We start from the raw sequence: 15,208 nt of genomic DNA, 5'->3' as shown, positions 1-15,208 counted from the left end.
GAGCAATAAATCTACAATTCTTTAAGTTTAAGAGGCGTTCTATCTTTTTGCGGAGGCTCGATAAAAAGAATGATCAAGGTGATCTAAATCTTTCAGTAGATTCGGTCATATTTTTTGAGAGTATGTGGGGAAATAGGAGTGTTGGAGGGGGAGGACGCTAAGGGTATTCCCTAGCGCCGGATGAAGAAGATTTAAATACCTAACTCAGCCCTCAAGGCTGCCATTTTTTGCGCATTCTCTTCTTTGGAAAGCGGGGTGCCGGGGTTTTCTTCCAGCTTTAATTGTTCCGGGGCGCTGAGTTTTTCTCCTTCCAGTACGCGTGCACAAAGTTTGCGGTAGTGCTCTGCAAATACCGGGTAGGCGATGGATTCTGGGTTGTTGGAGAGAAAATACCAGTTGGATTCACGCCCAGCATGGTAAACCGCTGGGTGACTCCAATTGTGATTGGTTTTGGGGCTGGGCGCATTGCAGGCTTCGCGGTAGGCGGCGCGGGCTTCTGGTAGGCCGTTTTCGCCGGCGGCGCAGAGCTGCAGCATTTTGTGTACTGTGGGCAGGTATTCGCTCTGCAGTATCGCGCGCTTTGCACCCTGCATAATATCCTGCGCTTCAAAAGCGGCCAGCGCTTCGAGCCACAGGCGTTTTGCGTGATGCAGGGTTTCGGTATCCGGAAATGCGGCACTGAACTGGTTATGGTAATTCAGTTTAAACAACGCGAATACTTCGTTAATCGCGCGTTTTTTTTCGTTCAGCAGTTCCTGATCTTGCGCATTACCAGTTTGTGTCTGTGAGTATGTCGCCGATTGAGCGGTCGCGGGTGCGCTGGTTTGCGCTGTTGTGGGCGTCTTGTGGATTGCCATAAGAGTTTCCTATTGCCAACTTGTTGCGTTCTGCCCATTGATGGCGAGCGTGACGCACAAATACGGCGTCCCAGCTTTTGCGCGCGGCGTTTTGGCCGCGCCAGTAAATAATAAATTCCGGCACCAGTGATAGGGCGAAGTCACGCTCTATCTCGCACTGGTTCACCAGGTGGCTCAGGCAGTCGCCGCCGGGCTGCCAGTTGCGCGCTATGGGTTTGGCTACCGGGTTTTTCTCAATACCCTGGCAGTAGTAGGCCCATTCCTCGCGAGCGTACTCAATAAACAGCTCGCCCCAGCGCGCGCTGTGGCCACCGCGCTCTGTCCACTTGTAAATAAATTCCGGCAGCAGTTCGGCGGCAAAGCGCGGGTTGATCGCCAGGCGCTGTAGCTGTTCCCAGGTATGTTCACTGGGTTGCCAGTCGCGCGTCATGGCAGTGGGTTTGCGCTTTTCAATAAATGGAGTTTCCTGTTTCTCCCAGTCTTCCATGATCCAGTCATTGAATTCCAGATCCCAGGAAATGGATTGCTTGCCGCTGGAACGGTGGTAGTCGAGGAAGCGCTGTAGGCCGCGGCTGACAAATGTACTGGGTACCCCCTCGTCGGCCAGTTTGCGCAGGGTGTCGTTGTTCGGTTGCCAGTTATCCGGCAGGGCCTGCTTGCGTTGGGCAGTAGCGCGAAAGGCTTCCCATTTGCTCTTTACCTGGCGCAGGAACAGTGAGCCAAAGGAGTGGCGTGGCTCGGCCCGTTCGCGCCAGTAGGTGACAAACTCCGGTAACTGCTCCCGCACAAAGTGTTCCGGGATGCCGAGCTGGCTGATGCGCGCCATAGTTTCGGCATCTGGCTGCCAGCTGGGGGCAATGGTGTTGGCACTGCGATTGGCTGGTGCCGGGGCGCGGCTCGGTTCCGGGGTTTGAGCCAGGGCTGTAGGGCGGCGGTGTTCACTGGGCAGGGTGAACTTGAGGACTTCACTGCTACCGAAAGGAGCTGCGCCCAGCATCAGGGCGCCCTGATTGCGCAGGCTGGTGGCTACCCGCTGGATATCTGCTGCCTGCCAGAACGGCAGAAGCAGATAGAGTTGCTCGCCGGTGGCGGTAAACCAGTCCCGCCCAGCGTAGGGCTCTGCGGGCAGGAAAGGTATCAGGTCGCCCAGGGCGGTGAGCAATACCGCTTCCTCCAGGCCAACAGTTGAGGCCAGAGTCGGGGAGATACTCAGGGGTCTTTCGGGGAGCAGGGGGTGTTTCATGGCGCGATAATAACACTCCGGCGTGGGGCTTGCGCGGCCTTTACAGTGGCTCTTTATGGCCTGCTTTTGCCAGAGCAAGGCGCGCCAGTCCAGCCGCTAAGCTGAATAATGGCGGCCCGGAAATAGAGCAGGGTAAATTGTGGCTGTAACCCGTTGCCTTACCCCTGGGGTAAGGTTGTAACTTTGTCGCCAGAAACGGTATTGAGGGAGAGCATTATGGCGAGAGAACAGCAAGCAGCGCAGACACTATTCCGCCTCAGTGGCGTGAGCTGTGCCGGCTGTGTGAATAAGATTGAAAGCGCCGTGCAGGGTGTTGCGGGGGTGCAGGATGCCCGCATAAACCTGGCCGATAAAACCCTTAAGGTGCAGGGCGCGGCGGCGCCGCAAAGTTGTATCGAGGCGGTGCGCCAGGCGGGTTATGACGCCGAGGTGGCCAAGAGTAGCGAGCGCCAGCGGCGCGAAGAGCAGCGTGCCCAGGAAGAGCGCCACTATCACCAGTTACTGTGGCGCTCCGCTATCGCCCTGGGTGTGGGCCTGCCGTTGATGGCCTGGGGCCTGATCACCGATAAAATGTCCGTCAACAGCTTCGCAGATCAGCTGGCTTGGGGCGCCATGGGGCTTATTACCCTGGCGATTCTGGTGTTCTGTGGTGGTCAATTTTTCAGCGGGGCCTGGAAAGCGCTACGCCACCACAGCGCCACTATGGATACCCTGGTGGCCCTGGGTACCGGCACGGCCTGGCTTTTTTCCATGTTGGTGGTGCTGGTGCCCCACCTGCTGCCGGAAGCGGCGCGCCATGTGTACTTTGAGGCCAGCGCCATGATTATCGGCCTGATCAGCCTGGGCCAGGCACTGGAAGTGCGCGCTCGCGGGCGTACCAGTGCGGCGGTGGAGAAACTGCTGGAGCTGCAGGATACCTCGGCGCGGGTTCTGCGCGACGGTAAAGAAGTGGATCTGCCGATTGAGCAGGTTCAGGCCGGTGACCAGTTGCGCGTGCGCCCCGGAGAAAAGATCCCGGTGGATGGCGTGGTGCTGGAGGGCGGTAGCCTGGTGGATGAATCCATGCTCACCGGCGAGCCAGTACCGGTGAAGAAGGGCGAGGGGGACAATCTGGCTGCTGGCACCCTGAACAAGAACGGCAGCTTGCTGTTCCGGGCGGAAAAAGTGGGGGCGGACACCCGCCTGGCACAAATTATTGAGATGGTCAAAAACGCCCAGGGCTCACGGGTGCCCATTGCGCGCCTGGCAGACAAAATCTCGGCCATTTTTGTGCCGGTGGTGATGATCATCGCTGTGGTGGCGGCACTGGTCTGGTTCAACCTGGGACCGGATCCGCGCGCCGCCCATATGCTGGTGGTTCTTACCTCGGTGCTGATTATTGCCTGCCCCTGCGCCCTGGGGCTGGCTACGCCCATGTCGGTGATGGTGGGCGTGGGTAAGGGTGCGGAGTACGGTGTGCTGGTGCGCAACGGCAAGGCGTTGCAGCAGTCCTGCAATCTGGATGTGCTGGTTGTGGATAAGACCGGCACGCTCACCGAGGGCTCACCACGCCTCACCGATATCGAGAGCGAAGGCGATAGCGATGAGTTACTGCGTTTGCTGGCGAGCCTGGAGCAGGGTTCGGAGCATCCGCTGGCTGAGGCGGTTGTGACTGCGGCCCATGAGAAAAAGCTTGATCTACAAAAGCCCAGTGATTTCGAAGCCATTACCGCACATGGGGTGATGGGGGTTATTTCTGGTAAAAAGGTACTGCTCGGTAACAGTAAGTTAATGCAGCGGGAAAATATTCCCCTGGGTGACTGGAAGGCCCGCGCCAATAATCTGGCGGAGGCAGGGCGTACGGTGATGTATGCGGCAGTGGATGGTGTACTGCAGGGAGTTATCGCTGTGGCTGATCCAATTCGGGATGATGCCGCAGCGGCCATAGCCCGTTTGCGTAAGTTGGGCCTGCGCCTGGAGATGCTGACTGGTGATAACCAAGCCAGTGCCGAGGCCGTTGCCCGCCATCTTAAAATCGATAAAGTGCACGCTGAGTTGTTGCCGGAAGACAAAGAGCGCATAGTGGCGCAACTGCAGAAAGACGGTGCGCGTGTGGGCATGGTGGGAGATGGTATCAATGATGCCCCAGCACTGGCTCGCGCCGATGTGGGCTTTGCTATCGGCGCCGGTACCGATGTCGCTATCGAAAGTGCCGATGTCACCCTGATGCGATCCTCCCTACATGGAGTCGCCAATGCGGTGGAATTATCGCGGGCGACTCTCGGCAATATCAAACAGAACCTTTTTGGAGCCTTTATTTATAACACCCTAGGTATACCCATCGCCGCAGGGGTGCTATTTCCGCTCACTGGCATGTTGCTGAGCCCGATCGTGGCAGGTGCCGCTATGGCACTCTCCTCGCTTACCGTGGTGAGCAATGCCAACCGTCTACGCTTCTTTAAGCCCTCGGAGGTGCACTAATGATTGCGACCCTGGTAAATACCATCGGAGTACTGCTAATTATTGCCATCATCTGGTGGTTCTGGCTGGGCCCGAGGCGCGGTGCGGCAAAGACAGTGGCGGTCAGTGAACAACTGCAAATAGTGGTCAAAGATGGCGTATATGAGCCGGATCATATTCGCCTGCCTTCGGGTCATGCCGCCACCCTGCATTTTTTACGGGAAGATCCCAGCCCCTGCTCCGAGTGGGTGATTTTCCCCGATCTCGAAATCAGTGCTGAGCTAGCGCTCAATAAAGAAACAGCGGTAGAAATCCCTGCGGCCAAACCGGGAAAATACCCCTTTAGCTGCCAGATGCAGATGTATCGTGGGACGCTTACCTTGGAATAAAGTGAACTCAACCGGAAGAGGTCAGTTTATTTTCTGCGAACAAGTCAATTAAGGTGTAATTTTTTCCAATCAGGACCGACAACATTAATAGGCCTTCAGGCACTTCCTTCACAGCTAACCCGACTTAGAACACTTAATGGGTCAAAGAAGCATAGGGAAGTGCCCGGAGGAGACAGAGGGGAGGCCACTAGGTTTTCCAGAAGTGCTATTTATGATTTGGTCCCTAAATAATGAACACCTTTTTGCAAAAAACTTCTAGGGCCCTGCTGGGCCTTTCATTCACATTGATTGCTGCTGCCTTGTTTCTTGGCCAGAATGGGGGCCTGGCCTCCATTTTCGGATTTTATGGCGTTAATAGTGAGGCGGGCTTGCACATCGTAAGAATTGCCGTAGCACTTCTCTTTGCGGTAGCTGCGGTTTTAGCCCTGCTATCACTGTTAAAACCACAATATATTCGCCCCCTGGCACTCTTGATTATATGTATGTCCTTGGTCCCTTTGTTAAGTCTCTTCGGAAGTGCGCATTGGATCGATAGCCTCGGTGGGTTTCCAGCTATTGGCTCCGGGCAGGGCGTGATCAAGTACTTTGCCCTCACCGCGATTGGTCTGACACTGTTGAGCTGCAGTGCCTGTCAGTCAATGCGCTATATCTGGCTGAACTATTTACCTGTGGGGTTGGTTCTGTTGTGGATTGGCGGAATGAAGTTCACTGCAATAGAAGCCCAGGGTATTGAGGGCCTGGTGAGTAGTTCACCCTTGATGGCATGGCTCTATAATTTCTTTAATATACAACAGGCCTCCAATCTGATTGGCATTTATGACTTGATCGCTCTGATCATTCTGGCTTTGGGGTTAGTCATCCGGCCCCTGTTTTGGCCGGGGATACTGCTCTGTGGTGCGGTGTTTGTAACAACTCAGACTTTTCTATTCAGCTATCCCGGAAGCTGGCAAAGCCCAGGAGTTTTGGCCTCTAGTGGCATATTTATTATTAAAGATCTTTGGTTTATCGCCAATCTGCTAATAATGATCGATATCCGTAAGCACCTAAGTCACTCAGTTACCGGTAAGTAACAGGGTTGCGTCTAATCTTAGATATTGAGGCGTAAAGAGTAGTATTTTTTATTTTGGAGCATAAATCACTACTTTGGCTGTTGGGCCTTGAGGGTTTCATTTCCTTCTGCCCCTGCCTCTCAGTAGACTTTTTATGGCGGCATAACATATGGATGATTTAATCTTTTTGCCCTTTAGCCAGTTTTTAGAAGACTCGTCTACTGAGTGAATATGTCTAGGTAACACAGGGATGTGTCGCTTTATGACTACTAAATAAAAATGAGGTGTTTATTGGTCTTCTAGTCTTGATTATTTTTTTAAGAACAATTCCTAATTTTTAGTCATATATTCATAGAGATTTTCTTGCTGTCTAGGTAGTTACTTCCCGTTGCCTATATGTCTAGATCTTTCTAAATATTTATACGTGGTTTTATTTTTCTTTTGTCATGACAGTAAGCTTAAATAGAAATTCCCTTACATGAATAATTTATTCCTTTCTCAAAATGGCAGTATGGCTTTTGATGACAAATTTTCACTATGTTTGCATAATTGCGAAATTATTTGGAACCGTATCTAAAGGTCAAAGTCCATTAACCTGACAATAACGCCTCACAAGTATTTTTTAAATAAAGCGATGTTTACTTGGTCGGGCAAAAATAAGGAAGTAAATAAACCCAGGAAGGAAATCGCACATGCATAAATAATAGCTGTTGATATGACTTTACGAATGAAAAAAGCGGTTTCGTCACTGAAGAAACCTGCATTAAACAAAACTCTATTGGCGATGATTCTGGTGGGGGTCAGCTCTAATACAATTGGCCATGGCTACGTGGAAGAATATGGTGGAGGTGTGGCATCTGCGCGGGGTACTTTATGTAAATACCCTCTAGCCTCTACAGGTCAAAAAAACATAAATTGTGGAGCCGTTCAATGGGAGCCGCAAAGTGTTGAAGGGCCCGAAGGGTTTCCAGAGAGTGGCCCGGCTGATGGCATGATCGCTAGTGCCGGTAGTAATGTATGGTCACCATTAAATGAACAAACTGCTGACCGCTGGCTGAAAACTCCCATAACTGCTGGTAAACAAACTTTTAAGTGGCACTTTACCGCGAATCACGTAGCTCGTGACTGGAAATATTATATTACCAAACCGGATTGGAACCCCAATCAACCATTATCCCGAGCTTCATTTGATTTAAATCCATTCTGTACTATTGATGGAAATAATCAAAAGCCACCCATTGATATGCATCACGAATGCTTGGTTCCTGAGCGAGATGGGTACCAAGTTATCCTTGCTGTGTGGGATGTGGCTGATACAGCCGCGGCCTTTTACAATGTTATCGACGTAGAATTTGATGGCGATGGCATACCCGAATCAGAATGGAATCAAGGTGGAACAATTAATCCAACACAAAACTTAAAAGTTGGCGATAAAGTTTCCACACGTGTTTATAGTAGCAGTAATGAAGAGCCAGCTTATGCAACAGTGCTGGAAATTGCTACTGATGAGCAGGGTATGGCTAATAACTGGGCACATGACCTTGCAACCAAAATCAATCAAGAACAGACCAGTATTCGCGCAGGCCAGTTTAATGGCGAAGATCAATTTAGCCCTGTCTTTGGCTCAAACCCAATATATTTACAGGATGGCAGTGGCTTAGAGCGTGTTGAAATTAATTATGAAATCAATAGTCCAACACCAGATTATGATTTAAATGTGTCAGGACTTGAGGATATGTACACAATATCTGATGATTCACTCTCACTACAGCTTACTCTCACGGCAAAAGGAAATATCAGGGCTGAGCTAAAAGTCTTGAACCATGCTCGTGAAACACTGGCTAATTATGAAGTTAATATGAGTGACGGTCAGAGATTAGATAGGACTTTGACACTTTCAAAGTCTGAACCTGGCCATCATATGCTTGTTATTGTGACAAAAGATATTGATGGCAATTTGATTGATCAAACTACACAAGATTTCCACTTGATGGAAGACGAAACTTCTCCACCGCCAGCAGGTGACTACGACTTTGTTTTCCCCGAAGGTCTAAAATCCTATACGGCAGGAACTAAAGTAATGGGCAGTGATGGGAATATTTATCAATGTAAGCCCTTCCCTAATTCTGGCTACTGTGTCCAGTGGAGCAGAAGTGCAAACCAGTATGAACCTGGCAGAGGTAGCTACTGGCAGATGGCCTGGGAAAAATTATAAATCCAACTAACCAAACAAGGCCCCACTAGGGGCCTTTTTGTATTTTACGATGTGCATTACTTACGTTGAGCTACTCCAATAGGGCACTGGCTCTATTTAGTATGTGATTTGCAGTTTTCTATGGGTTTCATGAATTTCTTTAAAGCTGGGAATTCTAGGAGGTTTGGATAAGTAATTGTAGGCTGCTCGCATATGGCCAGCACAACGCCTAGCCGGTAAATTCCCAATGCCAGTGCCCAAGCCTGGGCAAACTATGGAGTTTATCTTCTTCGTGGGGCCTGACTTATTGAATAGTTTTACTGAGTTTAAAATGGCTCTGAAAGCATAGTAGGCATTCATGGTATTTGATATGTCCTCAGGAATACGCATAGTGGGGGCAGAAATCATGTAAGGCCAGTTGGCATTCGAGGTTGAAATCACTATTGCTGATCCAATGGGCAGTTCACCATGAAAATCAGATTTAATTCGCTCTTGTAACTGATCTTCCACCTCAAACCCTAATTCATTTCTAATCGGCAGGTCGAGGCCTCCATCCATAATTCCAAAACTGTTTGCTGGGCTTACCATTGCATCGGCAGGTTTTGAGAAATAATCACCCTCAATAATTTCAAAAATCTCAATATCACTAAAAGCCTGGTGCCATGCTTGAGTCAGCTCTTTTGATTTGTCGATTAAATATATCTTGTCAGGGAGCATTGTCTTTTACTTATATTTGAGGAGTTAGGCACTTTATATCTTTGTGCTCATCAAGCACTCAATATGTCCCGTATGATTATCTACTTGCTCTTTTAGTGAGTGAAAGCCTTGAGATAGGTAAAACTGATAGCTATTAACATTCTCTTTGTAAACCGTTAGGTTTAACGGGTTTCTCTGTGATTTAGCGTGCGCTATAAGCCGTTTCCCAATGCCCTGGCCTTGGAATTCTGGGTCCACAAAAAGCGCGGCTAAAGTATTGTCAGCTAGAGAGTAAAAGCCGGATATTTTTGAGTGTATATCATAGATATATGTTTCTGAACTCGGTATATAGATGTCGCGCATAATATCTATTTGAGACTCCCAGAAGTCAGCTGCGATAAAATTATGCGCCCTAATGGAGGCTTTTAGCCAAATATTTAAGATGGGCTCTATGTCGTTTGGGTTGTAGCTTCTAATCATTGTCAGTATATATCCTGAGCCATTAAACCTAGGCTCAATAGCCTAAGGGAAGATTAATACGATATTGACATGCCTGATTCATTTTTGCAGTTGAGTTTCCTGGGGAATCCTGATTGCTATTTAGAGCTTCCAATCTGAGTATTAAACCTGATAATGACTCAAAAACATCTCCGCAGTACGCTCCGCCAGTGCGGCTTGTTCGGTTGAGCTAGGCGGGCCGGAGAGTTGTAACATCTGTGGCCAAAAACAGCTTCCCTTAATTAAGTTGTGTATCTGCCCGCTGGCGATTTCTGGGTCCAGTGGCTTCAGTCGACCATCGGCTGCGGCGGCTTTAATCCAGCGTTGTACGCCGGTTTCATGGGCTTTGTATTTTTCCATTTCCTGACGCAGGGCTTCCGGCTGGTGGAAGAAGTAGTCGAAGGCCATACGGTTTAGTTCAATATACTGCGGGTTACAGATAGTTTTAATTTCCAGCGCCAAAAGCGTGTGTAGCTGAGCATAAAGGTCGCTATCCGGGTTGTAGTCACAGCCTGGGGATTGGGTTGCCTGCTGCCAGAGCTCGCCAATCAAAAACATCACCAAGGCTTCCTTGCTGGCAAAGTGGTTATATACCGTGCGCTTGGACACCTGGGCGCGGGCTGCCAGCTCATCCATACTGGTTCCCTGAACGCCCAGTTCCTGAAAGGCCTGCTTAGCGGCATCAATAATGGCCTGGCGCTTAATTTCGCTTCTGGTCGGCTTCTTTTCACTCATGTGACTCTCGATATCTCTGCTTGCGTCAGGAAAGCTACCTGGCGGGGAATTAATCTAAGTGATTAATTTTACACTAACTGGTTTACTTTTTCTTCTATCGATAATAAACTGCACTGTATAGTTTACTTGGTGGTATCTATGAAGAAGCGCTGGTGGTTATTACTAGGAGTGATAGGTATGTCCGTTGGTCTATTTAATAGCTGTGCTACACAGCCGCAAAAGTTTCAAAACACGGAGACCGTTTATAAAGCGGGGCTGGGTAAGATGGTGGACATCATTGCAGCCTATGCCCGTGCTGACAGGGCGGCACCGGTACCTAGAGCACCTCTTCCCCTACAGACGATCACAAAGGAAATACTCACAAATAATGAGGGTCAGCCCACGATCTATCGCCTGGGGCACTCATCCGTTTTGATCCATCTTGATGGGGAGTTTGTGCTTACTGACCCGGTATTCAGTGAGAGGGCTTCACCAGTACAGTGGATGGGGCCGAAACGTTTCCACCCGCTACCTTTGTCTCTGCAAGATTTGCCGGCGTTAAAAGCCGTAATAATCAGCCATGATCACTACGACCACCTGGATAAAACCAGCGTGCGCACCCTGGATAAGAAAGTTGAACGCTTTGTTGTCCCTACAGGGGTAGGCGATTACTTACGGGATTGGGGAGTCGCTTCAGGCAAGATTATCGAGCTGGCCTGGTGGCAGTCCTTTTCATTAGGCAGTCTGCAATTGACGGCCACTCCGGCGCAACACTTTTCCGGGCGCGGCCTTACTGATAGGGACAGAACCTTGTGGGCCAGCTGGGTAATTGCAGGACGCGAGACACGAATCTTCTTTAGCGGTGATAGTGGTTATTTCGGTGGCTTTCGGGAAATCGGGGAGCGTTTCGGGCCCTTTGATCTAACCCTGATAGAAACCGGTGCTTACAACGATCTGTGGAGTGAAGTCCATATGCTACCGGAGGAGAGTGTGCAGGCTCATTTGGATTTGCGTGGCCGTGCCATGGTTCCTATCCACAACAGTACTTTTGATCTTGCCCTGCACGATTGGTTTGAACCCCTAGAGCGCGCGTCAGTGGCCGCAGAAGCTCATGGGGCAACAGTTCTTACGCCTGTTATCGGTGCTCCGGTGAATGTGCGTACGCCCGCCCCGACACAGGCCTGGTGGAGGAAGTTTATAGCTGAAGGGCAGATCGATCTGGCTACTCAACCATAAATACGGTCTTGCCAATTCAGTTGAGTTTCTTTCAAGAGGGAAGTGCAGATGGATAAACAATTTGTATTCATAACCGGAGCTACGAGGGTTATGGGCAAGGGCTCTGACTGAGTACGGGCCGTAAAGGGTTTTTTGTCTACACACCTGCCCGATGTCGGGATTGAATGGGCGACCTAAAGGATCAAGATACTGCCCCCTTTAAAAATGGATCTCACTCGCGAATGGTTTGGCGATCGTATTTGCAGCCGGATGCTTTTATCAATGTTGCGGTAAGAGAAACTCACAGGCCGATATTTTCCTAAATAAATAGGATTTGAGTTGTATTGGGATAGTAGTAAATGAAATCAAAGACTGTATTAGTTACGGGAGCTTCTTCGGGAATCGGCGAAGCATTTGCGTATGAATGTGCTAAAAGAGGTGCAAACCTAATTTTGGTGGCTCGATCTGAAGACTCCTTATCGAATATCGCAACAAAAATTAATGAATCATACCCAGTAGATACAAGCTTTATTCCTATGGATTTAAGCGTGGAAGGATCTGCGCAAAAGCTCTTTGATAAAACTAAAGAGATGGGTATTGAAGTTGACATTCTCATTAATAACGCAGGTTTTGGCAAGTGGGGAAGCTTTGAAAGCTTCACTCTTGAAACCTATAGGGATATGTTGCAGCTGAATATTAACACCCTTACAGAGCTTTGTTACTTATATCTACCAGAGATGAGGCTTAAAAAAACAGGCGGTATCATTAATGTTGCCTCTGGAGCAGCCCTGATGCCGGTACCTTATGCTGGCGTCTACTCTGCATCCAAAAGTTACGTACTGAATTTTTCGGAAGCTCTGCACAATGAACTACAAGGAACAGGTGTAACAGTAACCTGCCTTTGCCCCGGTGGAACCAAGACAAACTTTGCTGAGGTGGCGAATAATCAAGTCAAGGTGGATGAGAGTATTTACGAAACTGCTGAGTACGTCGCTCAAATAGGGCTAAAAGCATTCTTCTCCAAAAAAAGTTATGTACTGTCAGGTAAGCAAAAATGGGCACTTGTTTTACTTTCTCGACTATTGAGCCGAGCGCAGCTGCTGCGTCTATCTGGGAAAGTATTTAAGCGTATTGTAAGTAATGAAAAGACATAAAATTTCACTATTTTACTAGAGCTGGATTATCCACTTGGCCTTGCTGTGGGCCTTATTGATAATCTGGAAGGGTTGTATTCCTGCTGACTCTGGTGCGTCAGAATACTGGGTTGCCGCTGAGTGGTATTTTTACGCTTCAGTTAGTAAAGGTTGCCTAAATTTCCGGGGTTAAAATGGTGATTCAATATTTTCTTGTAGCTGGTAACAGTAGTTTTGGGTATTGGATTTAGGCTATTTGAGAATCGGGTGTGTCGCCATATTCAACGCGTAGAGTAAAGATTAGAGTGGATCCTGGGTAAGTTGTCTCAAAAGATACAATGATGTCTTATTTTGCAAAGTTGTAGGATGTTGTGTTGGTTTATCTTTACTTGAAGCTATGAAAGGCTACACTCCGCGAATTTTTTGTTTTTAAATAAATGTGAGTTTTATGCCTATCTATTTACATGGCTATTAATTTTTGTGTCTAAGTTGACATTATGGTTTGCTCTGAATTAAAAACTGGGGTGTCGCTGATTGCATTGGTGATAGTAATTTCATTCAGCTAGGGAAAGTTTATGCGAATATTATTGTCAACGGTTGTTTTTATACTTGTCGTTTCTGTGGGGGCGGTGTCTGCAGGAACTGCCGAGCCAGTCTCTTTTACTCGTGGCGAAATATTGTCTTTTTATTACCAGTCAGACCTCTTGGCGCGTCAGTATCAAATTGATGTTCTATTGCCAAAAGAATACGATCCGGAGAACGATACCGTTAAATATCCAGTTGTTTATATGGTGGATGGTTATCTCGATTTTCCAATGATGGCTCCAAATTTCTTCAAGCAGAGTGTAACAGGAAAGATTCCGGCTTTTATTTTTGTAGGTATTGATTATGTTGATGATAGTTTGGGGAAGTTACGGCGTCTCGATTTGACACCAACTGCTGTGGAGATGGATGGGGAGATTCAGGGGGGTGGTGCGAATCAGTTTCTTGAGTTTATTAACGAAGAGTTAAAGCCCTTTATTAGCAATGCTTTCCATGCAGATCAACAGGATCAGACCTTTATGGGACATTCTCTGGGGGGATTATTTGCTCTTCATACTTTGTTTACTCAGCCAGATAGTTTTCACCGTTATATTGTAGCAAGCCCTAGTATCTGGTGGGATGATAAAGTGATTTTTGCCGAGGAACGAATTTATGCAGAAAATAATATAGATATGGAGAAGCATATATTCATGTTTGTCGGTAAGGAAGAGGGATTTATGGTGAAGGATATGAAGCAATTTGTGCGCAGGTTAGAGTCGCGCAATTATCCCAGCCTTAAATTGTCGAAAAAGGTATTTAAGGGGGAGAATCACCTAACGGTTCCAGTGGTGGGTTACAATATCGGAATTAGGGAAATATTTAAAGAAGATTAACGCTTTAGTTGCACGGTTGATCTTTTTGGCGCCTCTGTGAGTTGTTCTTATTATCCTGTTTGATGTTAGGCAATTAAAGATTTAAGGTTCATAGGATGAAGAGGATAGCTTTTCAGAGGTGCCGCTATTATTAATAGTACCAATTTTAGCTAAGGGGGAATTAGCTTTGGTTTATAACCAAGCTCGAAATCCCAGAACCCACACTGTATCGTATACTTTTTCTCCCTCTTCGCGTTCAAAATCTGCAGTTCTTCCGATATTGCGATATTGATGTATGCCAATATATGGGGAGAATTTTGGATGAAATTCATAGCGTAAACGTATGCCAATTTCTATTTCAGATAGACCAGACCCTCCGTCTGCACTTTTGTCATTTTGCCCAAAAAAATCAAATTCTGCACGGGGTGCTAAGCTAAACTTTTCTGAGAGTTTAAATGTATAAACCCCTTCTATACGAAGGGCAGTGCTGCCGCTTCTACCAAGGAAAAGTACAGCGTCCATTTCAAATGAGTAGGGGGTCTCGCCAATAATACCAATTGCAAACCAATTGCGGCTGGTATTCTCCAGGTAAAAATCATGACGAATTCCTGCGAGAATATTCCAATTAGCAGAAACTGCGTGGCTGTAAATGCCCCATAGCTCATTCTCCTCCGTCTCCCCGTTGGAGCGCTCGTAGTCTACTTCTGCGGATAGCTTGCTTTGGTCTGTACCATAGCTGATATCCCCCTCAATGGTGGCTCCGTTATTACCTTGTAATTCAAATTGATCAAGGCTGAGCTTGGCGATGGGTTTGTCTTCTCCTAGGGTTGCATCATTGTTACTTCCAGATGTGGAGTGATACTGAAGGCCATGATGTAAATCCTCTTGGGATTGTCCTTCGATAGCCAGCATCCCCATTAGTAAGGAAATAGTAATCGCTGGAGTTATTGATACTTTACGTAGAAGAATTTCACTTGCGTATCGTCTGGATTCCCGTTTATCCCACATAGGCTTGGTGCGACCTATGAGGTTCAATGAGGAGAAATCTTGCTGCAGATATGGTGAGTGAATAAAGTGTAGAGCTGAAGTGTTTATGTGCGACACTTTTTGCCCTTTCTATACCATTTTTTCCTGATGTAATAATTTCATACATTTAATAGAAGCTGTTTCAGTATTCTGCCATTTTATAAAGTTTTGAGCTTGCTTGTTGTAAGGAATATTTTCCAGTATAAGCACATTGTCTTTCTAACCTTTCAAATTTGATCAAATCTCTCTATTAATGAATCCTAAGAAAAAGTGTGAATTACAACTGTAAGCCAAGAAAATTTCTGGTTTCCTGCTGCTTTTACTTGGCGGATAGTTTGTTGTGAACAGAATGTTTTATAGA

The 15,208-nt window shown here is 47.7% G+C and carries 13 protein-coding genes; 7 read left to right on the top strand and 6 right to left on the bottom strand.

What is annotated here, in order from left to right; genetic code table 11:
• Positions 1-191: 191 nt before the first annotated feature.
• Together ACJJIO_RS07045 and ACJJIO_RS07040 are read right to left on the bottom strand one after the other, a co-directional pair.
• A complete protein-coding gene (locus ACJJIO_RS07045) occupies positions 192-857 on the bottom strand; it encodes a replication protein P (protein ID WP_444882843.1) in 666 nt (221 codons plus the stop codon).
• On the bottom strand, positions 769-2,100 hold the full coding sequence (locus ACJJIO_RS07040; protein WP_444910574.1) for a DnaT-like ssDNA-binding domain-containing protein: 1,332 nt from the start codon (positions 2,098-2,100) through the stop codon (positions 769-771). The genes ACJJIO_RS07045 and ACJJIO_RS07040 overlap by 89 nt, the downstream gene beginning before the upstream one ends.
• 216 nt (positions 2,101-2,316) lie before the next feature.
• Between ACJJIO_RS07040 and ACJJIO_RS07035 the strand changes: the two genes are divergently transcribed.
• From ACJJIO_RS07035 to gbpA, 4 genes are all read left to right on the top strand, one after another.
• Positions 2,317-4,560 (top strand): heavy metal translocating P-type ATPase, encoded by a 2,244-nt coding sequence (locus ACJJIO_RS07035; RefSeq protein ID WP_444910573.1) that lies wholly within the window; start codon positions 2,317-2,319, stop codon positions 4,558-4,560.
• Entirely contained in the window at positions 4,560-4,928 is a 369-nt protein-coding gene (locus tag ACJJIO_RS07030; protein ID WP_444882840.1) for a cupredoxin domain-containing protein, read from the top strand. Before ACJJIO_RS07035 ends, ACJJIO_RS07030 begins: the two co-directional genes overlap by 1 nt.
• Before the next feature lie 230 nt (positions 4,929-5,158).
• Entirely contained in the window at positions 5,159-5,998 is an 840-nt protein-coding gene (locus ACJJIO_RS07025) for a DUF417 family protein (protein WP_444882839.1), read from the top strand.
• Positions 5,999-6,704: 706 nt separating this feature from the next.
• The gene (gene gbpA, locus ACJJIO_RS07020) at positions 6,705-8,192 is read left to right on the top strand and encodes an N-acetylglucosamine-binding protein GbpA (protein ID WP_444910572.1); all 1,488 of its coding nucleotides are present in this window, start codon (positions 6,705-6,707) and stop codon (positions 8,190-8,192) included.
• A gap of 96 nt (positions 8,193-8,288) precedes the next feature.
• On the opposite strand, the gene ACJJIO_RS07015 is transcribed toward gbpA, so the two are convergent.
• The 3 genes from ACJJIO_RS07015 to ACJJIO_RS07005 all read right to left on the bottom strand — a co-directional run bounded on the left by ACJJIO_RS07015 (position 8,289) and on the right by ACJJIO_RS07005 (position 10,100).
• Entirely contained in the window at positions 8,289-8,888 is a 600-nt protein-coding gene (locus ACJJIO_RS07015) for a macro domain-containing protein (protein ID WP_444910571.1), read from the bottom strand.
• Positions 8,889-8,921: 33 nt separating this feature from the next.
• Positions 8,922-9,347 (bottom strand): N-acetyltransferase, encoded by a 426-nt coding sequence (locus tag ACJJIO_RS07010; protein WP_444910570.1) that lies wholly within the window; start codon positions 9,345-9,347, stop codon positions 8,922-8,924.
• A 141-nt stretch (positions 9,348-9,488) separates the two neighbouring features.
• The gene (locus ACJJIO_RS07005) at positions 9,489-10,100 is read right to left on the bottom strand and encodes a TetR/AcrR family transcriptional regulator (protein ID WP_444887253.1); all 612 of its coding nucleotides are present in this window, start codon (positions 10,098-10,100) and stop codon (positions 9,489-9,491) included.
• A gap of 138 nt (positions 10,101-10,238) precedes the next feature.
• On the opposite strand from ACJJIO_RS07005, the gene ACJJIO_RS07000 reads away from it, so the two are divergent.
• From ACJJIO_RS07000 to ACJJIO_RS06990, 3 genes are all read left to right on the top strand, one after another.
• On the top strand, positions 10,239-11,315 hold the full coding sequence (locus ACJJIO_RS07000) for an MBL fold metallo-hydrolase (protein WP_444910569.1): 1,077 nt from the start codon (positions 10,239-10,241) through the stop codon (positions 11,313-11,315).
• Between the two features lie 338 nt (positions 11,316-11,653).
• The gene (locus ACJJIO_RS06995; RefSeq protein WP_444910568.1) at positions 11,654-12,448 is read left to right on the top strand and encodes an SDR family NAD(P)-dependent oxidoreductase; all 795 of its coding nucleotides are present in this window, start codon (positions 11,654-11,656) and stop codon (positions 12,446-12,448) included.
• Between the two features lie 554 nt (positions 12,449-13,002).
• Positions 13,003-13,842 carry an alpha/beta hydrolase gene (locus tag ACJJIO_RS06990; protein ID WP_444910567.1) on the top strand — a complete coding sequence of 280 codons (840 nt, stop codon included), beginning with the start codon at positions 13,003-13,005 and terminating at the stop codon, positions 13,840-13,842.
• Between the two features lie 171 nt (positions 13,843-14,013).
• Here the strand turns inward: ACJJIO_RS06990 and ACJJIO_RS06985 are convergent, their stop codons facing one another.
• On the bottom strand, positions 14,014-14,925 hold the full coding sequence (locus ACJJIO_RS06985; protein WP_444910566.1) for a copper resistance protein B: 912 nt from the start codon (positions 14,923-14,925) through the stop codon (positions 14,014-14,016).
• Positions 14,926-15,208 lie beyond the last annotated feature (283 nt).

The organism is Microbulbifer mixtoriginis (SeqCode) (assembly GCF_052467235.1).
The sequence above is the reverse complement of the archived record's forward strand: the minus strand, read 5'-3'. Positions and strand labels throughout refer to the sequence as shown.